The organism is Pseudomonas sp. PAMC 25886, from assembly GCF_000242655.1.
Taxonomy (GTDB): Bacteria; Pseudomonadota; Gammaproteobacteria; order Pseudomonadales; family Pseudomonadaceae; genus Aquipseudomonas.
The window spans coordinates 42,317-66,082 of the sequence record NZ_AHHC01000014.1 but is presented as its reverse complement, the minus strand read 5'-3'; the positions used below and the strand labels follow the sequence as shown (position 1 = coordinate 66,082).

19 protein-coding genes are annotated in these 23,766 nt (G+C 61.5%); 9 read left to right on the top strand and 10 right to left on the bottom strand.

Annotated elements, in window-relative coordinates:
• Positions 1–3 precede the first annotated feature (3 nt).
• The gene (locus MUM_RS0103245; protein ID WP_010166885.1) at positions 4–564 is read left to right on the top strand and encodes a cytochrome b; all 561 of its coding nucleotides are present in this window, start codon (positions 4–6) and stop codon (positions 562–564) included.
• A gap of 185 nt (positions 565–749) precedes the next feature.
• On the opposite strand, the gene MUM_RS0103240 is transcribed toward MUM_RS0103245, so the two are convergent.
• The 3 genes from MUM_RS0103240 to MUM_RS0103230 all read right to left on the bottom strand — a co-directional run bounded on the left by MUM_RS0103240 (position 750) and on the right by MUM_RS0103230 (position 4,802).
• Positions 750–1,649: a 1-aminocyclopropane-1-carboxylate deaminase/D-cysteine desulfhydrase gene (locus MUM_RS0103240; protein WP_029615758.1), complete on the bottom strand. Its 900-nt coding sequence runs from the start codon at positions 1,647–1,649 to the stop codon at positions 750–752.
• Between the two features lie 57 nt (positions 1,650–1,706).
• A complete protein-coding gene (locus MUM_RS0103235; protein WP_010166881.1) occupies positions 1,707–3,746 on the bottom strand; it encodes an NADPH-dependent 2,4-dienoyl-CoA reductase in 2,040 nt (679 codons plus the stop codon).
• Positions 3,747–3,863: 117 nt separating this feature from the next.
• Positions 3,864–4,802: a LysR substrate-binding domain-containing protein gene (locus MUM_RS0103230; protein ID WP_010166879.1), complete on the bottom strand. Its 939-nt coding sequence runs from the start codon at positions 4,800–4,802 to the stop codon at positions 3,864–3,866.
• Positions 4,803–4,939: 137 nt separating this feature from the next.
• Between MUM_RS0103230 and MUM_RS0103225 the strand changes: the two genes are divergently transcribed.
• The 3 genes from MUM_RS0103225 to MUM_RS0103215 all read left to right on the top strand — a co-directional run bounded on the left by MUM_RS0103225 (position 4,940) and on the right by MUM_RS0103215 (position 8,183).
• Positions 4,940–6,481, top strand: a complete 1,542-nt coding sequence (locus MUM_RS0103225) for an HAL/PAL/TAL family ammonia-lyase (protein ID WP_010166877.1) — start codon at positions 4,940–4,942, stop codon at positions 6,479–6,481.
• A 91-nt stretch (positions 6,482–6,572) separates the two neighbouring features.
• Positions 6,573–7,064 carry a prolyl-tRNA synthetase associated domain-containing protein gene (locus MUM_RS0103220; protein WP_010166875.1) on the top strand — a complete coding sequence of 164 codons (492 nt, stop codon included), beginning with the start codon at positions 6,573–6,575 and terminating at the stop codon, positions 7,062–7,064.
• Between the two features lie 354 nt (positions 7,065–7,418).
• On the top strand, positions 7,419–8,183 hold the full coding sequence (locus tag MUM_RS0103215) for a transporter substrate-binding domain-containing protein (protein ID WP_003212408.1): 765 nt from the start codon (positions 7,419–7,421) through the stop codon (positions 8,181–8,183).
• Between the two features lie 848 nt (positions 8,184–9,031).
• Here MUM_RS0103215 and MUM_RS0103210 read toward each other — a convergent pair.
• The 4 genes from MUM_RS0103210 to hutU form a co-directional block, all read right to left on the bottom strand.
• Positions 9,032–9,823 carry an ABC transporter ATP-binding protein gene (locus tag MUM_RS0103210; protein WP_010166871.1) on the bottom strand — a complete coding sequence of 264 codons (792 nt, stop codon included), beginning with the start codon at positions 9,821–9,823 and terminating at the stop codon, positions 9,032–9,034.
• A 17-nt stretch (positions 9,824–9,840) separates the two neighbouring features.
• Positions 9,841–10,578: an ABC transporter permease gene (locus MUM_RS0103205; protein ID WP_010166870.1), complete on the bottom strand. Its 738-nt coding sequence runs from the start codon at positions 10,576–10,578 to the stop codon at positions 9,841–9,843.
• A gap of 16 nt (positions 10,579–10,594) precedes the next feature.
• Positions 10,595–11,317, bottom strand: coding sequence for an ABC transporter permease (locus tag MUM_RS0103200; RefSeq protein ID WP_003220032.1), 723 nt, complete (start codon positions 11,315–11,317; stop codon positions 10,595–10,597).
• Positions 11,318–11,436: 119 nt separating this feature from the next.
• Positions 11,437–13,104: a urocanate hydratase gene (gene hutU / locus MUM_RS0103195; protein WP_010166869.1), complete on the bottom strand. Its 1,668-nt coding sequence runs from the start codon at positions 13,102–13,104 to the stop codon at positions 11,437–11,439.
• Between the two features lie 475 nt (positions 13,105–13,579).
• Between hutU and MUM_RS0103190 the strand changes: the two genes are divergently transcribed.
• The 3 genes from MUM_RS0103190 to MUM_RS0103175 all read left to right on the top strand — a co-directional run bounded on the left by MUM_RS0103190 (position 13,580) and on the right by MUM_RS0103175 (position 17,068).
• The gene (locus MUM_RS0103190; protein WP_010166868.1) at positions 13,580–14,710 is read left to right on the top strand and encodes a carbon-nitrogen hydrolase family protein; all 1,131 of its coding nucleotides are present in this window, start codon (positions 13,580–13,582) and stop codon (positions 14,708–14,710) included.
• 4 nt (positions 14,711–14,714) lie between these two features.
• Positions 14,715–15,749 carry an AraC family transcriptional regulator gene (locus MUM_RS0103185; protein ID WP_010166867.1) on the top strand — a complete coding sequence of 345 codons (1,035 nt, stop codon included), beginning with the start codon at positions 14,715–14,717 and terminating at the stop codon, positions 15,747–15,749.
• Positions 15,750–16,078: 329 nt separating this feature from the next.
• Positions 16,079–17,068, top strand: coding sequence for a transketolase-like TK C-terminal-containing protein (locus MUM_RS0103175; protein WP_010166864.1), 990 nt, complete (start codon positions 16,079–16,081; stop codon positions 17,066–17,068).
• Between the two features lie 178 nt (positions 17,069–17,246).
• On the opposite strand, the gene MUM_RS0103170 is transcribed toward MUM_RS0103175, so the two are convergent.
• The gene (locus MUM_RS0103170; RefSeq protein ID WP_010166862.1) at positions 17,247–17,717 is read right to left on the bottom strand and encodes a MarR family winged helix-turn-helix transcriptional regulator; all 471 of its coding nucleotides are present in this window, start codon (positions 17,715–17,717) and stop codon (positions 17,247–17,249) included.
• Between the two features lie 145 nt (positions 17,718–17,862).
• Here MUM_RS0103170 and aceE point away from each other — a divergent pair, with 145 nt between their 5' ends.
• Positions 17,863–20,532: a pyruvate dehydrogenase (acetyl-transferring), homodimeric type gene (aceE, locus tag MUM_RS0103165; RefSeq protein WP_010166861.1), complete on the top strand. Its 2,670-nt coding sequence runs from the start codon at positions 17,863–17,865 to the stop codon at positions 20,530–20,532.
• On the opposite strand, the gene MUM_RS0103160 is transcribed toward aceE, so the two are convergent.
• Positions 20,533–21,363, bottom strand: a complete 831-nt coding sequence (locus MUM_RS0103160) for a DUF2242 domain-containing protein (RefSeq protein ID WP_010166859.1) — start codon at positions 21,361–21,363, stop codon at positions 20,533–20,535.
• An 89-nt stretch (positions 21,364–21,452) separates the two neighbouring features.
• Positions 21,453–22,352 carry a LysR family transcriptional regulator gene (locus MUM_RS0103155; RefSeq protein WP_010166856.1) on the bottom strand — a complete coding sequence of 300 codons (900 nt, stop codon included), beginning with the start codon at positions 22,350–22,352 and terminating at the stop codon, positions 21,453–21,455.
• Between the two features lie 127 nt (positions 22,353–22,479).
• On the opposite strand from MUM_RS0103155, the gene MUM_RS0103150 reads away from it, so the two are divergent.
• On the top strand, positions 22,480–23,658 hold the full coding sequence (locus tag MUM_RS0103150) for an MFS transporter (protein ID WP_010166854.1): 1,179 nt from the start codon (positions 22,480–22,482) through the stop codon (positions 23,656–23,658).
• Positions 23,659–23,766 lie beyond the last annotated feature (108 nt).

Here is a 23,766-nt window from a genome sequence, read left to right as displayed (position 1 = left end):
GCGATGCCCTGGAAAAATTCCGATACGCGTTACAGCACCATGTCGATTGCGTTGCACTGGCTGATGGTGGTGCTGCTGGCGGTGGTTTACGCCTGCATTGAGTTACGCGGGCAGTTTCCCAAAGGCAGCGGCGGCCGTACGTTGATCGTGGAAATGCACTTCATGTTCGGCCTGACCGTGTTTGTGCTGGTGTGGCTACGGTTGTTCGCCCGCAGCCTGGGCGTGGCGCCGAAGATCGTGCCGGCGCCGCCACAATGGCAAACCCTCCTCGCCACCCTCATGCACATGGCGCTGTATGCCTTGATGATCGGCATGCCCATCGCCGGCTGGCTGATTGTCAGCGCCGAGGGGCATTCGGTAATGTTCTACGGCATCGAGTTGCCGCCGCTGATTGCCGAAAACAAGGCCCTGGCCAAGGAGATTGAGCACTGGCACGTGCTGTTCGGCAAGATCGGTTACTGGCTGATCGGGCTGCACGCGTTGGCGGCGATCGTTCACCATTACATCCTGCGCGACAACACGGCGCTGCGGATGATGCCTGGCAAGAGAGGGAGCATTCAGTAACCCCCCCAGGAGCGACACAGCTCCAATGTGGTCGGCTTGCTGTGGTGAACGGGCTTGCCCTGTGGTGAGCGGGCTTGCCCCGCGCTGGGCTGCGAAGCAGCCCCATCAATCTGTGGTGAACCCGACGGGGGGCAAGCCCCCTCACCACAGGACAAGCCCCTCACTACAGCAAGCCAGCTCCTACATTAACCGGGCGCAACAGGGAAACCCCGGCGGCCTTGCAAGCCGCCGGTGTGGACGAAGATCAGGCGGGTGCCAGGAGCAAAGTACCCCGCCTCAATCCGCTGCCTCAACGCCAACAACGCCTTGCCGGTGTACAGCGGCTCCAGCGGCAGGCCACAGGCTTGCTCGGTGGCGTCGATAAATTCCAGCAACTCTGGATCCACCTTGGCGAAGCCGCCCCGGCTGGCGTCCAGCAATTCATAACCCTCCTGCACCAGCGCCTGTACCTGCTGCGCCACCCCGTGGTCATCGGGCACCGCCAGCGCGCCGTACACCGGATGCGCGCCCGCCTCGGCCAGCACCAGTCCCGCCAGCGTGGTGCCCGTGCCGGCTGCCAGCCACCAACCGTGATAGTCCGTCCAGCCCAGGCCGCTTAATTGCGCCTGCGCCTGACTCACCAACACCCCGCAGCCCAACGCCCCCGCCAGGCCACCGCCACCTTCGGGCACCGGATGCAGGTGTGGATACTGCTCGCGCCACGGCAGCCAGAAACCCGGTTCATTGCGCGCGCGATAACCGCCATAACCCAACCAATGCAGCTGCATGCCAAAGGCTTTGAGGTCGAGCACTGTGGGGGTGTCTTGCGGATGGCCACGCAGCAGGCCAACGGTAGGAAAGCCGAAGCGCTTCCCGGCCGCTGCCAGTGCATGCAGGTGATTGGAGTAAGCGCCGCCCAGGCTGATGATCCCGCGGGTACCCGCAGCCCGGCCTTGGGCCAGGTGCTCGGTGAGCTTGAACCATTTGTTGCCGCTGATCAGCGAGTCGATGCGGTCCAGGCGCAGCACGGCGACCTCCACCGGCCCCATCCACTCCAGCTTCAGGGGTTCAAGGGGCGCGTGGGGAAGCCAGTCGAAAGGACCCATGAGGGCAGTTCTGCACAAGAAAAGGGGCGGTAGTCTACCACCGCCCCTTGGGGGTTTTTACAGCTCGGCCGCCAGGCGCGAACCCTGGTTGATGGCGCGCTTGGCATCCAGCTCGGCCGCCACATCGGCACCGCCGATCAGGTGCACGTTCTGCCCGGCAGCCACCAGGCCGTCCTGCAGTTCCCGCAGCGGGTCCTGGCCGGCGCAGATCACGATGTTGTCCACCGCCAGCACCTTCGGTTCACCCTCGGCGCCGATGCGGATGTGCAAGCCTTCATCATCGATCTTCAGGTACTCGACGCTGTTGAGCATCTGCACCTGCTTGTTCTTCAAGCCCGTGCGGTGGATCCACCCGGTGGTCTTGCCCAGGCCGTCGCCGACCTTGGAAGCCTTGCGCTGCAACAGGAACACTTCACGCGCCGGCGCATGGCGCTCGGGCTTGATCCCGGCCACACCGCCGCGGGCTTCCAGGTGGGTGTCGATGCCCCACTCTTTCCAGAACGCCTCGCGGTCCAGGCTGGTGGACACGCCCTGGTGCACGAGGAATTCCGACACGTCAAACCCGATACCGCCGGCACCGATCACGGCCACGCGATGGCCCACCGGCTTGCGCTCCAGAATCACGTCCAGGTAACTCAGCACCTTGGCGTTTTCCACGCCGGGAATTGCCGGTGTACGCGGCGCAATGCCGGTGGCCAGGATGATTTCGTCGTAACCGCCCGCCACCAGTTGCTCAACGTCGACCCGGGTGTTCAGGCACAGCTCGACATGGGTGGTCTGCAACTTGCGCTTGAAGTAGCGCAGGGTTTCGAAGAACTCTTCCTTGCCCGGCACGCGTTTGGCGATGTTGAACTGGCCACCAATCTCGCTGGCCGAATCGAACAGGGTCACCTGGTGTCCGCGCTCGGCGGCAACGGTGGCCGCCGCCAGGCCCGCAGGACCGGCACCGACCACGGCGATTTTCTTGATCTGCTTGACCGGCAAGTAGTTGAGCTCGGTCTCGTAGCACGCACGCGGGTTGACCAGGCAGGTGGTCAGCTTGCCGCCGAACGTGTGGTCCAGGCAGGCCTGGTTGCAGCCGATGCAGGTGTTGATCTCATCGGCGCGGCCTTCTGCAGCCTTGTTGACGAAGTCCGGGTCGGCGAGGAATGGGCGAGCCATCGAGACCATGTCGGCATCGCCTTCGGCCAGGATCTGCTCGGCGATTTCCGGGGTGTTGATACGGTTGGTGGTGATCAGCGGGATCTGCACCGCGCCGCGCAACTTCGCGGTGACCTTGCTGAACGCACCACGCGGCACCTTGGTGGCGATGGTCGGGATGCGCGCTTCGTGCCAGCCGATGCCGGTATTGATGAGGGTCGCACCGGCCTGTTCAATGGCCTTGGCCAACTGCACGATCTCTTCCCAGGTGCTGCCGCCTTCCACCAGGTCGAGCATCGATAGACGGAAGATGATGATGAAGTTCGGGCCTACCGCTTCACGCACCCGGCGTACGATTTCCACCGGCAGGCGCATGCGGTTTTCGTAGCTGCCGCCCCAACGGTCGGTGCGGTGGTTGGTGTGGGCGGCGAGGAACTGGTTAATGAAGTAGCCTTCCGACCCCATGATTTCCACGCCGTCGTACTCGGCGACCTGGGCCAGCAGCGAGCAGGTGACGAAATCATTGATCTGCTTTTCGATGCCTTCTTCGTCCAGCTCTTTGGGCTTGAACGGGTTGATCGGCGCCTGGATCGCGCTCGGTGCTACCTGCTTCGGGCTGTAGGCATAACGGCCGGCGTGGAGAATCTGCATGCAGATCTTGCCGCCCGCCTCGTGCACCGCCTGGGTGACGATCTTGTGCTTTTGTGCTTCTTCGTCGGTGGTCAGCTTGGCTGCACCGCCATACACCCCGCCTTCATCGTTCGGGCCAATGCCGCCGGTGACCATCAGGCCCACGCCGCCACGGGCACGCTCGGCAAAATAGGCTGCCATGCGCTCGAAGCCGCCGGGTTTCTCTTCAAGGCCGGTGTGCATCGAGCCCATCAGGGTGCGGTTACGCAGGGTGGTAAAACCCAGGTCCAACGGGGCCAGCAGGTGCGGGTAGGCAGCAGCGGTCATGGTACAGCTCCACAACGGATCATCACGGGACGTGAAGCGCTCGAATGGCACTCCATCGGTTTATGTCCCACAGACTAAGAGTCCGCCGGCTGACGCTCAATGACCGTAAGTGACAACTTAATGATCAAAGTGCGCAGCAGAAAGCACGGCAGCGGTAATCTTCTCCTGTTTTTGCCCCTGCCCGATCATCCAGCGTTGAAACCCGCGGCACTGTTGTTTATGCAGCGTATTGGGGTGCCAACTCAGGTAGTACGGCGCCGCCAGCGGCACGGCGAACCGCCAGGGAATCACCAGCCGACCGGCCCGCAGGTCCCCGGCGATCATTGAGAACTGCGCCAGCACGATGCCTTGCCCATCGATGGCCGCCTGGATCGCGGTAATCGATGACGAATAATTACGGCGGATCACGATGGGCTGGCCGGTTTGCCCTTCCAGCTCGCTGAACCATTGGGTCCACGAAGGCGGCGAATCGAATTTGGGCCGCGAGTCGATGCCGATCAGCCGGTAATCGAGCAAGTCCCGCGCGGACGCAACCCGTTCCAGCAACTGCGGTGAACAGGTGGGCACCACACAATCGCGGAACAGCGGCACGCTATGCCCGGCATGCTCGGGGTGCTCGCCATAACCGATGCGAAAGTCGGCACTTTCCTCCCCCGATGCATCATCGAGGGTGCTGTCCAGGTAGATGTCCAGATCGGTTTCGTCCTGCCCCCATTCGTCGATCAGCGGCGACAGCCATTTGGTCATCAGCGAAGGCAGGCAACTGACATACAGGTTGTTGGGATTTTTCGCCCGCTCAGCCTCGGCCACCGCCAGCCTGAGTTCTTCGAACGCCGCGGTGCAACGGGCATGCAGGCGTTCGCCGACGCTGTTCAAGCGCAGGCGCTGGCCGTCCTTTAGCGTCAGCTTCATGCCCAGAGCCTCTTCGAGCAGTTTCATTTGCTGGCTGACAGCGCCCACCGAGATCTCCAGGCGAATCGCCGCCTGGGAGATACCGGCGCAGTGGCCCACCACTTCAAACACTTGCAACGCGCGCAACGGCGGTAAACGGCTCATGGGGGGAATCTCGCGACTTAAGTAGTTTAGATTTTCTACTAAAAGTAACAGAAAACCCCATATTTTCTTCAGTCAGTGCAACCCGTAGAGTGAAACCACTTCCCAACCCATTGCGTTGCGCCCTGCTGGAGTCACTGATGAAAACCCTGCCTGAACAAATCACCCATGTCGTGTTAGGCGACAGAGAACCCAGCATCGAAGAGTTCGTGGCGATCGCCCGTTATTCAGCCACTGTTTCGTTTGCCGACAGTTACAAGAATCGGGTTAAAAAGTCCCGTGGGTTGATCGAGCGATTCCTCGATGAAAACCGTTTGGTGTACGGCGTGACCACAGGCTTTGGCGACAACGTGCGGCACGTCATCTCGCCGGAAAACGCCAAGGAACTGCAGGTCAATATCGTGCGTTCCCACGCTGTTTCCGTCGGTGAGCCGCTGGTGCGTGAACAGGTGCGTGCGATCCAGTTGATGGTTTTGATCAGCCTGGGCAAAGGCTACTCCGGGGTGCGCCTGGAACTGCTGGAACTGATCGCCGGCCTGCTTAATCACGACGTGGTGCCCTTTGCGCCGGGCGAAGGCTCGGTAGGTTACCTCGCGGTAGAAGGCCACCTGGCCCTGGTGCTGCTCGGCGAAGGCCGGGCCAGCGTCAAGGGCGGTGCACTGGTGGATGGCGCAACCGCCCTGCAACAGGTCGGCCTGCAACCGACCGACCTGCAGTGCAAGGAAGGCCTGGCGATGTTGAACGGCACCACGTCGGTGACCGCCATCGCGACGCTGGCGCTGTACAACGCCATGCAGGCCGCCGACCTCGCGGACGTGGCGGCGGCCATGTCGCTGGAGGCGCTCAAGGGCACCATCCGCGCGTTCGACCCGCGCTACCACTCGATCAAGGCCCACCCTGAACAGGCCGCAACCGCCGCCAACATCAAGGCTATCCTGCACGACAGCCAGCTCATCGAAGAAAATATCGATTATCGCCTGCAGGACGTCTACAGCCTGCGTGCCATCCCGCAAGTGCACGGCGCTTCCCGACAGTTCATCAATTACGCACGGGAAACCATCGAACGCGAAATCAATTCCTCGGGCGACAACCCGGTGATTTTCCCGCTGGATGACGGTGACGGTATCGCGATTTCCGGCGCCAACTTCGACGGCACCTACATCGGGATTTCAGCCGACACGCTGTGTGTGGCTCTGACCAACCTGGCGAAAATTTCCGAGCGCCGGACCGACCGCATGATCAACTCGCACTTCAGCGAAATGCCGGCCTTCCTGGTGCGCAACCCGGGCCTGAACAGCGGCTACATGATTGTCCAGTACACCGCCGCCGGGCTGTACGCCGAGATGAAAACCCTGTCGATGCCGTCGTCGATCGACAGCGTCTCGACCTGCGGCAACCAGGAAGACCCGGTCAGCCTGGCCTACAACGCGGTGATCAAGGCCTACAAAGTCTCGCAAAAACTCCAGTCGGTGGTGGCCATCGAAGTGCTGGTCGCGTGCCAGGCCCTGGATTTCCACGACGTGAACAAGGCATCGACCGCGACCAAGGCTGTCTATGACCTGGTGCGCAGTGAAGTGCCGGTGGCGGACAACGACCGCGCGTTTTACGCTGACATGGCCAGTGTGATTGACCAGGTGCGCAGCGGAAAAATCAACGACCTGGTGGCTCATCACCTGAACTGACAACCACGCCGTCAAACGGCCTGCCCTCCTTTTTGGACGGCGGGCCTTTGGCATTTTCGGCGCAGACAACGCGATACCGGGGACCTTGCCAATGCTTCAACCCACAGACGTTCTACACCTGCTCGACACCTGCTCCATTACCTACCAATACGTGGAACACAGCGCCGTGCGCACCTGCGAAGAAGCCGACAAACTGGACATCGGGATTAGCGGGCAGGCGGTCAAGAACATCTTCCTGTGCGATGCCAAAGGCTTGAATCCCACTCTGGTGGTGCTCAAGAGCGACCAGCGCCTGGACCTGCGCGCACTCTCGCAGACCCTTGGCCTCAAGGGCTTGAGATTCGCCTCGCCGCGCCGCCTGATGGAAACCCTGGGCGTGGAGCCGGGGGCGGTGTCATTGCTCGGGTTGTGCAATGACGTGCAGCGCGCCACCCAGGTTGTGATCGCCGAAGAGGTGTGGAACGGGGACAGGATTCTCTGCCATCCGCTGGTGAATACCGCGACTCTGTCGATCGCAGTCCGCGATATGGCGCGACTGCTGGATCATCTGGGCTTCACGCCGATACTCACCGCCGACGCCTGACAGCGCACGGGCGGGTGCAAAACGCTACCTATCGACCCAAAACAGGGCGACAAAATAGCGCGGAGTTTCTACCTCTGTTTAATTTCTTTTAAAAATCAACAGGTTATTTATTTGTAAAAGCTGGCAAATATTTTGCAATGACATGTATGTACATGTGGAGTCATGTGCAGACTGGAGAGCGAATCGACCAGTCCCCAAACCTGTATGCGTTCGAGAAAAAGTCCTAAGCCCACATCAAAACATTGGTAGGAAATAGAAATGACCGCTAAAAAATCGAATTGGTTAGGCTCTGTTGCTGTAGCGACCTTAGTGATGGCAAGTGCTTCCGGACTGCAGGCAAAGGAGTGGACGTCCGTGAACATCGCGACCGAAGGCGCGTACGAGCCCTGGAACCTGACATTGCCAGGCGGGAAGATCAGTGGTTTCGAGCCTGAGCTGATGGACTACCTGTGCGCCAAGATGAAGCTGCAGTGCAAGATCACCGTGCAGAACTGGGATGGCATGATTGCCAGTCTCAACGCAGGGAAGTTTGATGTGTTGATGGATGCGATCGTTATCACTGACGACCGTAAGCAGGTCATGGATTTTTCGATTCCCTACGCGCAGACGCCGGCCAACTTTGTCGCGCAGGATGCGGCGTTGCTGCCGGGTAAAACCGGGGCGGCGAATGCGATTACGCTGAGTGCTGATCCGAAGGCGATTCACGATGCGATTGAGCCGTTGCGTCAGGCGCTGAAGGGTAAAACCATCGGGATCGCTTCGGGCATCATTTACACCAAGTTCATTGATGAGAACTTCAAGGACGTGGCGACGATTCGTGAGTACAACACGTCCGCTGATGCAATTCTTGATCTGCAATCGGGCCGTATTGACGCGATTTTTGATGACGTTACGTTCCTTGATTCGATCATGTCCAAGCCTGAGAACAAGGGGCTGGCGTATACCGGGCCGCAGATCAAAGGCCCTATCTGGGGTGATGGCGAGGGCCTGGGTTTTCGCAAGAGCGATCCGGAGTTGAAGGCCAAGTTTGATGCGGCGTTGAAAGAAGCGATTGCTGATGGGACTGTTAAGAAACTCAGCGAAAAATGGTTCAAGGTGGATCTGACGCCTAAGTCCTGAGGCGTTCTTGGTTGGGGTGGGGGCATATCCGTTATTTGGGTGATGGCTGAGATTGGTTCCGCTCTTACAGCGGGTCACTTTTGAAAAGAGCCCAAAAGTAACCAAAAGGCTCTTGCCCCACCACTCGGCACCTCGCTAAGGCTCGGTGTGCCCTCACTCCGGCTTTGGACCGTGGGCCGCCGCGATGGGCCATCCTTGGCCCAGCGCGGCTAACCCGGCGTCCTGCCGGGTTACCCACGCTCCAAAGCCTGCGTTCGGCCAGCGTGGTTTAACGGGGCGCCTAAGATCAAGATCAAAAGCAGATCAACAGCACAGCGGCCTACAGGCCGGCTTGAGTGGTAGAAGAAGCAAATCAAAATCTAAAGCGGGCACGGTCCACTGTAGGAGCTGGCTTGCCTGCGATGGCATCTACTGGGTGTACCTGACGCACCGAGGTGTCTGCATCGCCGGCAAGCCAGCTCCTACAGAAAAGCAGCTCTGCTTTCGCTCTGGTTTTTGATCTGGCTTTTAACACTCAGGTCGGCTTTCAGGCCGCCGTGCTCTTGCTTTTGATTTTGATTTTGATCTGACTGCCCCAATAAGCCCGAGGCCGAACGCAGGTATTGCGGAGCGGGTAAACCGGCAGGACGCCGGTTTAGCCGCGACGGGGCAGGGACGCCCCGTCGCGGCGGCCCGCGGAGCAATGCCGGAGTGAGGGAACACCGAGCCTAGGCGAGGTGCCGACAGGCGGGGCAGAGCGTTTTGGTTACTTTGCCGCTTTTGCAAAGTGACTCGCTGTAAGAGCGAAACCATAAGCGGCCGTTACCGCAGCAACGGATATGTACTCAAACCCAACCAACACCCAACCACTACTCCGCACTACGCTGCGTATGACTCGATACAAACTGCCGAAACCGCTCCGTCGGCAACCCCTCAAACAACTCCGCCGGCGTGCCCTGGGCATCAATCAACCCATTGGCCATAAACACCACCCGATTCGACACATGCCGCGCAAACCCCATCTCATGGGTCACCACCAACATGGTCCGCCCTTCCTCAGCCAGCGACCGCATCACCCGCAACACCTCCCCCACCAACTCCGGGTCCAGCGCCGACGTCGGCTCATCAAACAACATCACTTGCGGGTTCATCGCCAACGCCCGGGCAATCGCCACCCGCTGCTGCTGCCCACCCGACAAATGCGCCGGGTAATAATCACGGCGGTCATAAAGCCCCACCTTGTGCAGCAGTTGCTCAGCTTCCTCCACACACTCGGCCTTCGAACGCTTGAGCACCCGCATCGGGCCCTCGATGACATTTTGCAAAACGGTCATATGCGACCACAGGTTAAAGCTCTGGAACACCATGCCCAACTTGCTGCGCATGGTCTCCACCTGCCGCGTACTGCCAGGCAACAACCGACCATTGCGCTGACGCTTGAGCTCGATGGTTTCGCCGTCGAGCACAATACTGCCCTCGTCCGGGGTTTCCAGCAGGTTGATACAGCGCAGGAAGGTGCTTTTGCCCGAACCGCTGGCGCCGAGGATGGAAATCACGTCACCTTTGTGAGCCTCCAGCGAGATCCCCTTGAGAACCTGTGCCGAACCGAAAGCCTTGTGAATGTTGTTAACCGAAAGGGCGCTCTGAATGTGAGTACTCATGACAAGCTCCGCTGCAATCAGGAATGAGAAATAGGTTCGGGGGTTTGCTTGACCGGTACGTCGTTCGGCCGCTCACGCAGGTGGGGCGACAGACGATGTTCAATCCAGGCCACCACACGCACCACCAGGAAATTCAGGATCAGGTAGATCAGCGCCGCACAAATGAACACTTCCATGGTGCGGTAGGTACGCTGGATGATTTGTTGCGCCACGCCGGTGACGTCCCATACGGTGACCAGGCTGGCCAGTGCGGTGGACTTGACCAGCAAGATGGCCTCGGTGGAATAGGCCGGAAGCGCCTGGCGCAAGGTGACCGGGCCGATCACTCGCCACAGCAAGGTCCAACGCCCCATGCCCACTGCCTGCCCCGCTTCGATCTGCCCTTGAGGCACGCTCAGCAGGCCACCACGAATGATTTCAGCGGTGTAGCCGGCGGTGCACATCGCCAAGGAGACCACGGCGCAGCCATAAGGCGACCTCAACACCACCCACAGGAAGCTGTCGCGAATCGCCGGGAACTGGCCCAGGCCGTAGTAGATCAGGAACATCTGGATCATCAGCGGCGTGCCGCGAAACAGCATGATGTAGAAACGCGCCGGGTAGCTGAGGAATGGCCAGCGGCTGACGCGCATGGACACCACGCCCAGCGACAGCAGCAACCCCAGGGTCAGGGACGAAAAAAACAAGGTCAGGGTGATGGGCAAGGCACCCAGCAACTTGAGCATGGTGTCGGCAAGAAAGGCGAAATCGATCATGGCAAACGGTCCCTTCTCACGACTGTGCAGGATTGCGCCGCTGCGTACGCTGTACGCGCGCTTCGGCAATATTGAAAAGACGGCCCGAAAGCCCGGTCAGAATCAGGTAGCACACGCCGCCGACGATGTAGAACGTGAAGTACTGGCGCGTGGAACCCGCCGCCACCTGGCTGGCTCGCATCAGTTCCACCAGGCCAATCACCGAAATCAGCGCGGAGTCTTTGAGGCTCATTTGCCAGACGTTGCCCAGGCCCGGCAGCGCGTACCGCCAGATCTGCGGGATCAGCACCCGGCGAATCCGCGTTGCGCGGTTCATGCCGATCGCCAGTGCCGCCTCAAGCTCACCCTTGGCCACCGCGATAAAGGCACCGCGATAGACCTCAGCCTGATACGACGCCGAGATCAATCCGACGGCGATGGCCCCCACCATGAACGGTGGGACATCGACATAGCCTTCACCGCCAAACCAGTGATTGACGGCCGTCACCACACTGGCACCGCCGAAATAGAACAGGTAGATCACCAACAGCTCCGGGATCCCCCGGAACAGGATGGAATACGCATCACCCAGGTATCGCAACGCACGTTTTTTGGAAAGTTTGGCCATGGCCACCAGGCTGCCGACCAGCGCACCGACCACCAGCGCCGCAAGGGTCAACAACACGGTCATGAGGGCGGCCTTGAGCAAGGCCATCCCCCAACCCGTGTCGCCAAAACTGAGCATCTGCATGAGACTCATCAAGTCACTCCTACCGAAAACACATAAAGCACCGGAACCTTGAAATCCGTCTCAACCTGCCCGACGTCCATGAAGCAAAGGGTGCAACTGCCTGACTCTTTCGCGAGCAAGCTCGGCTCCTACAACATCGGCAGGTTCAACCCCTGCTCCTTGGCGCAATCGATCGCGATCTGGTAACCCGCATCCGCATGACGCATCACGCCGGTCGCCGGGTCGTTGTGCAGCACGCGGGCGATACGCTCGGCGGCTTCGTCGGTACCGTCGCAGACAATCACCATGCCCGAGTGCTGGGAGAAGCCCATGCCCACGCCGCCGCCGTGGTGCAACGAAACCCAGGTCGCGCCGCTGGCGGTGTTGAGCAAGGCGTTGAGCAGTGGCCAGTCGGACACGGCGTCGGAACCGTCCTGCATCGATTCGGTTTCACGGTTGGGGCTGGCCACCGAGCCGGAGTCCAGGTGGTCGCGGCCGATCACGACCGGTGCCGACAGCTCGCCGCTGCGCACCATTTCGTTGAACGCCAGACCCAGCTTGGCGCGCTGGCCCAGGCCAACCCAGCAGATACGCGCCGGCAGGCCCTGGAAGCTGATGCGCTCGCGGGCCATGTCCAGCCAGTTGTGCAGGTGGGCGTCGTCCGGGATCAGCTCTTTGACTTTGGCGTCGGTCTTGTAGATGTCTTGCGGGTCGCCCGACAGCGCAGCCCAACGGAACGGGCCGATGCCACGGCAGAACAGCGGACGGATGTAGGCCGGTACGAAACCCGGGAAGTCGAAGGCGTTTTCCACGCCCACTTCTTGCGCCATCTGACGGATGTTGTTGCCGTAGTCGAACGTCGGGATGCCTTGTTTCTGGAACTCAAGCATGGCCTTGACGTGCACCGCCATCGACTGCTTGGCGGCCTTGATCACTTCGGCCGGTTCGGTCTTGGCGCGGGCGCGGTACTCGTCCCAGGTCCAGCCGGCGGGCAGGTAGCCGTTAAGCGGGTCGTGAGCGCTGGTCTGGTCGGTGACCATGTCCGGGCGCACGCCGCGCTTGACCAGTTCCGGCAGGATTTCCGCCGCGTTGCCCAGCAGCGCGATGGAGATCGCGCGGCCTTCCTTGGTGTATTTGTCGATGCGCGCCAGGGCGTCGTCGAGGTCGGTGGCTTGCTCGTCGACATAACGGCTGTTCAAGCGGAAGTCGATGCTGACCTGCTGGCATTCGATGTTCAGCGAGCAGGCACCGGCCAGGGTCGCAGCCAGTGGCTGTGCGCCGCCCATGCCGCCGAGGCCGGCGGTCAGGACCCAGCGGCCCTTGAGGTCATCGTTGTAATGCTGGCGACCGGCTTCGACGAAGGTTTCGTAGGTGCCCTGGACGATGCCCTGGCTGCCGATGTAGATCCAGCTGCCGGCGGTCATCTGGCCGTACATGGCCAGGCCCTTGGCATCCAGTTCGTTGAAATGCTCCCAGCTCGCCCAGTGCGGTACCAGGTTGGAGTTGGCGATCAGCACGCGCGGCGCGTTGCTGTGGGTCTTGAACACGCCGACCGGTTTGCCGGACTGCACCAGCAGGGTTTCGTCGTCGTTGAGGTGGGTCAGGCTTTCGACGATCTGGTCGTAGCATTCCCAGTTGCGCGCGGCACGGCCAATGCCGCCGTACACCACCAGTTCTTTCGGATTTTCGGCAACCTGCGGGTCAAGGTTGTTCATCAGCATGCGCAGCGGCGCTTCAGTCAGCCAGCTTTTGGCGGTCAGCGTGTTGCCGCGTGCGGCACGGATTTCAACGTCACGGTACTTCGTAGGCTTGGTCACAAAAAATCCTCAACGATCAATGCGCGAACATGATGGGTGCGAAGAGGATGTCCATGGACTCTTACGCACACATCTTTACTTGTACATACAAGCATATGCAAGGTTGTTGCCAACTCGACGCGTCGTTGTACAGAGAGGCCTGTACAGCGCTGAAACACTTGAGTTACGCGGCCAGCCCTCCGCGAACCCATCGCACGAATCAACCTCGGCGAGGAACTTGCGCACGGTATTGAGGCACAAAGTAACAATCTGCCAGAAGCTGGTGCGCGCACGAGTAACATCCCACGGCGTTGACCAGCGCGCGTGCACCTGTGGCCACAACCCGTTACTGTCGACCCTGGAAAGATCCGGCCCGCGGCGAAAACACGCACTCAAGGCTTTTGAGATTTTCGTGCCAAACCACGGTTTTTCGTACCCTGCCCAGAAATTTGAGAGAAAATGCAAACCCAGCACACGGTCCGTTGTCATTTGCCCCATGCGTAAACTTCTTGCCTTCACCCTCATCATGGCCCTGGTCGCCGCCGTTTCCGCCTATCTGGTCTGGACCCAGGAGCGCCCCGTGGGCCATTACCTGTCCGACCTGCGGATCAACCTGGCTGTCGACGAAGGCGTGCCCGCCGACCGCGGCAACCTGCTGGGTATCCAGCCGGAACTGTTCCCCGCCGACTATCAGAGCCTGGAACGCCTGCACCTGAAACTCGCGGCCTATCTGCAAAAGGCCCGGGACCAGGGCCTGGTCAACGACAAGACCATCGTGGTACTGCCGGAACATATCGGCACCTGGCTGATGGTCAGCGGGGAAAAGAACGAGCTGTATCAGGCCACCAATCTCAAGGAGGCGATGAACTGGTTGTCGGCGAGCAACCCGCTGCTGTTCCTGCGGGCGCTGATCAGCGCCAAGGGTGATGACCGCATCGACGACGCCTACCTGCGCATGAAAGCCCCGGCCATGGCCCGTGACTATCAGGTGCTGTTCGGCGGCCTGGCCAAGGAGTTCGGCGTGACCCTGGTGGCCGGCTCCATTGCCCTGCCCAACCCGAGCGTGAGCCAGGGCCAACTGCAAATCGGCCATGGCGCGCTGTACAACACCAGCGTGGTGTTTGATCGCGATGGCTTTCCGGTGGGCCAGCCGCAACGCCAGCTGTATCCGATTTTCGACGAGCGCGGCTTTATCGAACCGGGTGACGAAAACACCGTCAGCGTGGTCGACACGCCAGCCGGGCGCCTGGGCATCCTGATCGGCAGCGACAGCTGGTACCCCGACAACTACCGCAAGCTCAACGAGCAAGGGGCGCAATTGGTCGCGGTGCCGGCGTTCGTGATTGGCCGCGAGACCTGGGACAAGCCGTGGCGCGGCTTCAAAAGCGTGTCGACCCCGCCGGAGATCAGCCTCAAGCCCGAAGAACTCAGTGAAGGCGAAGCCTGGCACCGCTTGACCCTGATCAGCCAACAACCCATCAGCCAGGCCACCGCCGGCATGAGCGTGTTCCTGCGCGGGCAGTTCTTTGACATGGGCAGCGCCGGGCAAAGTTTCCTCAGCAGCAACGGCCAGGTGTTTGCCGACGGCAATGCCCATGGCGCGCGCCTGCTGAACGTGTGGCTGTAAGACGATGAAGCCGGTGCGGCTGGGGGATTTGTCGGTGGGCTTCGTCCACACCTTGGCCGATGCGATCCACAGCCATGGCCTGGACCCGCAACCGTTGCTGCTGCAATACGGCCTTGACCCGGCACGCCTGGCCGAGGCTGGTGCGCGCTTGTCGATCCCGCGCTATATGCGCCTTGGCTTTGCGGCCATCCAGTTGACCGGCGACGCCAGCCTGGGCCTGCGCATGGGCCAACTCAGCCGCTTGAGCCAGGCGGGTCTCGCCGGTGTTACCGCGGCCCAGGCGCCCACCGTGCGCGAAGCCGCCCGCACCCTGACGCGCTTCGAAGCCTTGTACGGCTCCAACTATCGCGGCCAATCAAGCTTTCACGAGGATGCCGACGGCGCCTGGTTGCGCTTCTATTCCATCAGCCCGTACAACGCCTACAACCGGTTTGTGGTGGACTCGATCATCGCCGGCTGGCTGCATCAATTGTCGAGCCTGAGTGCGCAACCGGTGCAGGCGCAGCGTATCGAAATCGAGTTCCAGGCCCCCGACTACAGCGAGCGCTACAGCGTGCTGGGGGACTGCCCGATCCAGTTCGGCGCCGAGCACAATCAACTGCGCCTGAGCCAGCAGACCCTGGCGCTGCGCAACCCGGAACATTGCCCGAGTACCTGGCAATTGCTGGTGCAGTTGTGTGAACGGGAATTGGAGCAGTTGACGCGCACCCGCAGCCTGCGCGAGCGCATTACCCGGTTGCTCGGGCCGATGCTCAACGGTGGCCGGGAACCCGACCTGGAAGAAGTGGCGGCTCGTTTGAAACTGCCGACCTGGACCTTGCGGCGCAAGCTGGCGGAAGAAGGGACTCAGTTCCGGGCGATTCTCAACGACACTCGCCGCGACCTGGCCATGACCTACATTCGCGATACCGAACTGGCGTTCGGTGAAATTGCCTATTTGCTCGGTTTTGCTTCAGCGGAAGCCTTTCAACGGGCCTTCAAGCGCTGGAACAGCCAGACCCCAGGGGAATTTCGCCGCAGTCAGCGGCATTCCGCCTGACGTCTGTCTTACAGCTCGGTGGCATCATCGGCCGGATCCAGCGGATCCAGTTCAAAGGCGTGGTACTCGAGCAGTTCTTCCTGGTAATCGTCCATTGTTGACTCCTTGTTTTATGAAAAGGGGTTGCCTAGTGACCTGCACAACCAGCCTAAAGTGCCGTCATGACGAAAAAATGTCCGGGGCATGACGTTCCTGCACTTCAAGATTAAACGTAGCAGTGTTGGCTGGATTTAGCCGGAGGAATTTTAGATGCAACTGCAATCATTGCAATTGCAATCATAAGCAAGAATACATTAGGGTGGGGCATCCGTTGCCAAGCGACCCAGCCCATGACTGCCGCCACCGAACGCTCCGCCCTGATCTGTATCGACGCCTTGAACGCCGCGCAGCAGCCCCGCTGCTCACCCCTCTACAGCGTGATGAGCATGGCCAACACCTTGGAGTCCAGCCGGCAGGCGTGGGTGATTCGCGGTCAGTCGCGCTCCCGCCGCGTGGTGAGCTGGCCCACCTGGTTCGCGCGCAATACCGGGGAAAAACCGCTGCTGTATCTGCACACGGCCGCTTCGTCGGCGCAGTTGCGGGCGCTGTCCGGCGAGACCCGCCAGCGGGGCATCCTCTGCAACGACAATGCAACCCAGCCCTCCCCTTCACTGCCCTTATGGCTGGCCAGCAATCCTCACTGCACACCTTATGACCCGGCCTCCGGCGAGGAGGCCCGGGCAATTGTGCTGGCGGGTTTGCAGGCGCTTTACGTCGACGGCGAGCCGGGGTTTTACTACCTGGCACTGCACGATCAACACGAAGGGCCAGGGTTGAGCCCGCAGGAGAGTGACCATGCGCTCAGGGGCATGTACCGGGTCCGGCGCTCATACACGAGTGAATTGAGGGTGCGGTTGCTGGGGGCGGGTCGAGCGTTTGAAGAAGTCGTGCACGCCGCGCAGTTGCTCGAGACGGATTGGGGCGTCGAGGCGCAACTGTGGAGTTGCCCCAGCTATACACGGCTGGCCCGCGAGGCGCAGGCGGTGCAGCGCTGGAACCGCCTGCACCCGTTGGCACCGAAGCGCAGTTGTCATCTGCGCAAGTGCATGGCAGGGAATGACACGCCGGTGATCGCGGTCACCGGCTATCCGCAGCCTATCGTCGATCAACTGGCGGCGCATGTGGATGCACGCTTTGTGGCGTTGGGTGCGGGCTCGGTGGAGGCGTCAGCACCGAGTCGTTACTGGATTGCCACGCTGGCGTTGAAGGCACTGGCGGATGACGGGTGTATCGAAGCAGAACACGTCGAAACCGCCCTGCATCGATATCACCTGAAATGACGATCTGTAATCCATCACAGATCAAATGTGGGAGCGGGCTTGCTGTGGTGAGCGGGCTTGCCCCGCGTTGGGCTGCGAAGCAGCCCCATCAATCTGTGGTGAACCCGACGGGGGACAAGCCCCCTCACCACAGCAAGCCCGCTCCCACACTGGATCTTCGTCGCCTGGAGTCTTTGCGTCAGGTCTTGCGCCGCCCCCGGGTCTGCACACCCGCCTCCATCGCCAACCCTGCGGTGCGTTCCAGCGCCTCGGCAAAGCCCCGGCGCTGCTCGCTGTCGAGCTGGGACAAAAACAACTCATCCACGCTGCTTTCGTAGATTTTCCACATTTTTTTACGCAACACGCGGCCCTCTTCGGTGATCGAGACAAAGGCTGCCCGCCCGTCACCGTCGGAGCGCGAACGCACCACCAGGCCGTCCTTTTCCAGGCGGTCGACCAGGCGCGTCAGGTTGTAGCGTTCGATGGCCAGCACATCGGCCAATTCGTGCATGCGCCGGGTGCCGTCGGGGCCGCTTTCCAGGCCCCACAAGGCGTCGTACCAGGCGTAAGGCGGCAGACCGGCATCGGCCAGGCGCCGTTCGATTTCACGGATGACCGTCCTGTGGGCCCGAACAAAACGGAACCAGACATCAGGCTCTTTCGACGACATGCAACACCATCCGGGGAATTTCAAGAAGGTTGCAATAGTAGCTCATCCCGCGCTAGATTCAGCCATGTAGTTGCAATTGCAACTACATTCGCAAAGCTCCCACAAAGAGCCCACACGTTGAAACCCGTCCACCCTGGAGCCTGACATGACCCCGAACACTGCAGTACGCCTCGACGACGACCCACAGGAAACCCGCGAATGGCTGGAGTCCATCGAATCGGTGTTGTCCACCGAAGGCCGCCCGCGCGCGCATTACCTGATCGATCAGTTGCTGGATTTCGACGTGGCGCGGCATGGCGACTTCTACGGGCGGGTGACCACGCCTTACGTCAACACCATTCCAGTTGATCGCCAGTTGCCCTACCCCGGCAACCTGGCCACCGAGCGCCGGCTGAATGCGTTTATCCGCTGGAACGCCATGGCCATGGTATTGCGGGCCGGCAAGCACTCAGGCGTAGGTGGGCATATCGCGACGTACGCGTCGGCCGCCGTGCTGTATGACGTAGGCTTCGACCACTTCTTCCGTGGCCGCACCGACAGCTTTGATGGCGACCTGGTGTACATCCAGGGCCACTCCGCGCCGGGCATTTACGGTCGCGCCTACCTCGAAGGCCGGATCAGCGAGGCGCAGTTGGACAACTTCCGTCGGGAAGCCGGTGGCGACGGTTTGTCGTCCTATCCGCATCCACGGCTGATGCCGGACTTCTGGCAATTTCCTACGGTGTCGATGGGCCTTGGGCCGATTACCGCCGCGTATCAGGCGCGCTTTATGCGCTACCTGGAATTCCGCGACCTCAAACAGCATCAGGGCCGCAAGGTGTGGGCGTTCCTCGGTGATGGAGAGATGGACCAGCCGGAATCCCTGGCGGCCATTTCCCTGGCCGGGCGCGAGAAACTCGACAACCTGATCTTCGTGGTCAACTGCAACCTGCAACGCCTGGACGGCCCGGTGCGCGGCAATGCCAAGGTGATCCAGGAATTCGAAAGCCTGTACCGCGCCGCTGGCTGGAACGTGATCAAAGTGATTTGGGGCGGCGGCTGGGATGCGCTGCTGGAAAAGGACAACAGCGGTTTGCTGCGCCAACGCATGATGGAGTGCGTGGACGGCGACTATCAGAACTACAAATCGCAAAACGGCGCCTACGTGCGGGAACACTTCTTCGGCAAATACCCGGAGTTGCTGGCGCTGGTGGCGGACATGTCCGACGACGATATCTGGAAACTCTCACGGGGCGGCCATGACCCGGACAAGGTCTACAACGCCTATGCCGCCGCCGTGCGCCACAGCGGGCAGCCGACGGTGATCCTGGCAAAAACCGTCAAGGGCTTCGGCATGGGCGAAGCCGGCGAAGGGCAGAACATCAACCACCAGCTGAAAAAGATGGGCGCGGAGGCCGTCAAAGCCTTTCGCGATCGCTTCGGGCTGGAAGTGGCCGACGATCAACTCGCCGACATCCCTTACCTCAAGCCCGCCGCCGACAGCGAAGAAGCCCGCTATTTCGCGGCACGCCGCCAATCACTGGGCGGTTACGTACCGGCTCGCCACAGTGCGGTCGAGTCGTTGAAGATCCCGGAGCTGGACGCCTTCGCCACCCAGCTCAAGGACACCGGCGAACGCGCGATCTCCACCACCATGGCCTTTGTGCGCATCCTCGGCACCCTGCTCAAGGACCCGAACCTGGGCAAACTGATCGTGCCCATCGTGCCGGACGAGTCCCGCACCTTCGGCATGGAAAGCCTGTTCCGCCAGATCGGCATTCACTCCGCCGTCGGCCAGCTCTACACCCCACAGGATGCCGGCCAGCTTTCCTACTACAAGGAGAGCAAGGACGGACAGATCATGCAGGAAGGCCTGAATGAATCCGGCGCCATTTCCTCGTGGATCGCGGCGAGCACCTCCTACGCCAACCACGGTTTGATGACCGTTCCGTTCTACATCTTCTATTCGATGTTCGGCTTCCAGCGGGTCGGCGACCTGGCCTGGGCCGCAGGCGATGCACGGGCGCGGGGCTTCCTGCTGGGGGCGACCGCCGGGCGCACGACGCTGATGGGTGAAGGCCTGCAGCATGACGATGGCCACAGCCATGTGCTGTCGTCGGTGATTCCGTGCTGCATTTCCTATGACCCGACCTTTGCCTTCGAGCTGGCGGTAATTATTCGCGAGGGCATGCGCCGGATGTACGTCGAGCAAGAGGACATTTACTACTACATCACCCTGCTCAACGAAAACTACCCGCACCCGGCAATGCCCGAAGGCGTCGAGGACGGGATTCTCAAGGGTATGTATCGGTTACAGGCGGCTGAGGACACCGCACAACCAAGGGTGCAATTGATGGGCAGCGGTTCGATCCTGCGGGAAGTGATCGCCGCCGCTGACTTGCTGCGCGATGACTTTGCCGTGGCCAGCGATGTGTGGAGTGTCACCAGCCTGACCGAGCTGCGCCGTGAAGGCCATGCCGTGGAACGCTGGAACCTGCTGCACCCGGAGAGCGAACCGCGTACCAGCTATGTCGAGCAGTGCCTTGAGGGCCAGGCTGGCCCCGTGGTGGTCGCCACCGATTACATGAAGATCTTTGCTGACCAGATCCGCCCGTTCGTGCCGGGCCGCCGCTTTGTGGCGCTGGGCACTGATGGCTTCGGGCAATCGGATACCCGCGAAACCTTGCGTGAGTTTTTTGAGGTGGACCGCTACTTCATCGCGCTGGCGGCCCTGAAGGCGCTGGCGGACGACGGCCTGATCAGTCGCGCCAGGGTAGCAGAGGCGATCAGCCGCTACGGGATCAACGTCGACAAGGCCAACCCCGTAGCAGTGTAGTTACTGCGCAGGCGTCGGCAGGGGCGGAATCGCTTCGGTCGGCGCCGGCAGCGTCGGCTGGGTAGCCTGCGGCGCAGGGGCCGGGGTTTCCTTGGGAGCAATCGGCGCGGGTTCTGCCGGCGGTGCAACCGGCTCCGATGCCGCAGGCTCTACCGCTGGCGTCACCGGGGCTGCCGGTGTGGCGGGCACTTCTTTCGGCGCTTCTTTAGGCGCCTCGACCTTGTCAGCCGCCGGAGCTGCCTTGGGTTCCGGGATGCCCAGGTCAGCCTTGGGCTTCTCTGGAATATGCGCAGCCTTTTTCACTTCCTGGGGCAGGAAAACGTCCACCAGCGCGAAATAACGCTCATAAAATTTCGGCGCAGACACGGTCTCGCTGGCCACCTTGACCATGGAGTCGTCGGTGGAGCCAATCGGCATCGACACCGAGCCCAACACACCCACGCCGAGGCTGGCGGAGTTGTTGACCTTCTTCAGCGCATAGCGGTCCTGCAAGGCGTTGGCGAACATCGTCGAGTGATGATCACCGCTGCCATCGTCGGCACACACCACGTTGAAACTGATTTGCAGGTGAGTCTCGCCGGTCTGCTGGAAACTCTTGTTACCCACCACCAGCTTCGGATCGCTGCTGGTGATGATGTAACCCTGGCTCAACAGCGCACGCCGCGCCGCTTCGCAGGCCGCGGTGTCACTGACCGGGTAATCACGGGAAAACGTACCGGAGTCGTCGAAATTCTCATGTTCATAAATAGCGGTCTTGGGTGACGAGCAGCCCGCAGCGCCCGCCAGCACCAGCGCCAACCCGAGGCTACGCAAGTGAAATGATGTCGACATCGAAAATCCTGAGGAAAACAGTCAGGGCGGTATTGTGCAACAGAACGTGGCCTTGGCGCGCGAATTCCTGTCGGTAAAACGTCACAGCCTTACGGGACGGTGTCTGCAGGAAAAAGCCGCTCGCCCATATGGTCGATAAACACGCGCAGTTTCGCCGAGGCATGGCGACTTGATGGCCAGAGCATCCAGAAGCTGCCGCTGTGTTCCAGGTAATAGTCCAGCACCCGTTGCAGCCGGCCCTGCTCCACCGACTCCCGGACCATAAAGTCCGGCAGGCAGGCAATCCCCAGGCCTTCGTGGGCCACGTGCATCAGCGATTCGATGGTGGTGGAGACCAGTGGTGCACGCAGGACCGGCTCCGGCATGCCCGGCTCCGGGCGCAGCGGCCAGGCTTCCAGCTTGCCGGTGGCGCAGAACTTGTGGCGCAGGCAGGCGTGGTTGTTCAAGTCCCGGGGCTGACGCGGCGTGCCGTGCAGGCGCAGGTACTCGGGGGAAGCCACCAGCACCAGGCGGTAATTCCCGAGGTGGCGTGCCATCAAGCGTGAATCCTCGGGCTTGCCGGTGCGAATCACAGCGTCGAAACCTTCTTCGATCACGTCCACCATGCGGTCGGAGAAGTCCACGTCCAGCTCGATCTCGGGGTAGGCCCGCATGAAATCGGTGAGCACCGGCATCAACAGCCCGCGCACTTGCGGCAGACTGACGCGCAGCTTGCCCCGGGGCGTGGCGGAAGCCTGGCTCAGCTCCTGTTCTGCAGCCTCGACCTCGGCCAGGATGCGCCGGGAGCGTTCCAGAAACAGCGCGCCCTCGCTGGTCAGCGTGATGCTGCGGGTGCTGCGATGGAACAGCCGCACACCCAGGCGCTCTTCAATGCGCGCAATGCTTTTGCCAATGGCCGAGGACGATACCCCCAGCAGGCGCCCGGCCTCGGTAAAGCTGCGGGTTTCCGCCACCTGCACAAACACTGAAATACTGCCGAGGCTGTCCATCGTCTCGCTCCCGAGGATTGCGGACGTTGGCGTCCGATAAGTTCGGAACCTTAGCCTGTTTTTCTCCACCGCGCAGCACCCTACTCTGGCTCCCTGCCCTTTCGTCTGAAACCCGGAGCCACGAAACATGAGCGACAGCGCCTTATCTTCACCGAGCCTTGCGGCGAGCCGTGAGCGACTGCCCCTGGGCGGCTTGCTGGCACTGGCAACCGCCGGCTTTATCACCATCCTCACCGAGGCCATGCCGGCGGGCCTGCTGCCGCAAATGGGCGCCGGTCTCGGAGTGTCCGACGCCCTGGTGGGCCAGTTGGTAACCCTCTACGCCCTCGGCTCGTTGCTGGCGGCCATTCCGCTGACCATCGCCACCCGTGGCTGGCGCCGGCGGCCGTTACTGATGATTGCCATCGGCGGGTTTGCCTTGGTCAACAGCGTGACGGCGTTCTCCAGCGACTACCTGTTGACCCTGGTGGCCAGGTTCTTCGCCGGGGTGTTCGCGGGGTTGCTCTGGGCGCTGCTGGCCGGTTACGCCAGCCGCATGGTTGCACCGCACCTGCAAGGGCGGGCGATTGCCGTGGCCATGCTTGGCGCGCCACTGGCGTTGTCACTGGGCGTGCCTGCCGGGACATTCCTGGGCACCACCGTGGGCTGGCGCCTGAGCTTCGCGATCATGAGCGCCCTTACGGTACTGCTGCTGGCGTGGGTGCGCTGGCAGGTTCCGGACTTTGCCGGGCAGCGAGCGGAAAAACGCCTGGGGCTGCGCCAGGTATTGGCATTGCCGGGGATTCGTCCGGTGCTGTTTGTGACCTTCACCTACGTGCTGGCCCACAACATTCTCTACACCTATATCGCGCCGTTCCTGATGCCCGCCGGAATGGCCGCAGACATCGACCAAGTGTTGCTGGTATTTGGCCTGGCAGCGCTGCTGGGCATCTGGATTGTGGGTGCGCTGATTGATCAGCGGCTGCGCGCCTTACTGGTGATCAGTTGCGGGATGTTCGCGTTGTCGGCCCTGGCACTGGCGTTCTGGATCACCTCGGCGGCCGTCATTTACACCACGGTGGCGTTGTGGGGGCTGGCGTTTGGCGGGCTTCCGGCATTGCTGCAGACGGCGCTGGCCAAGTCGGCCGGGGATTCAGCCGATGCCGCGCAGTCGATGCTGGTCACCGTGTGGAACCTGGGCATCGCCGGTGGCGGGCTGCTGGGCGGCATGTTGCTGCAGGGTTGGGGCGTGACGTCGTTTCCATGGGCCGTCGTCGCATTGGTCGTGCTGGCCCTGCTGGCGACACTTCGTTTAAGCGATGTTTAAACAGAAACGTGACGTGATGTTTCTTAACTCTTATGATCGCACCGGGTGCGCTGCTGCATACGCTACAGCGCAGGTTAAAGGATAAGCATTGGTCGGGCCGCCAATGGA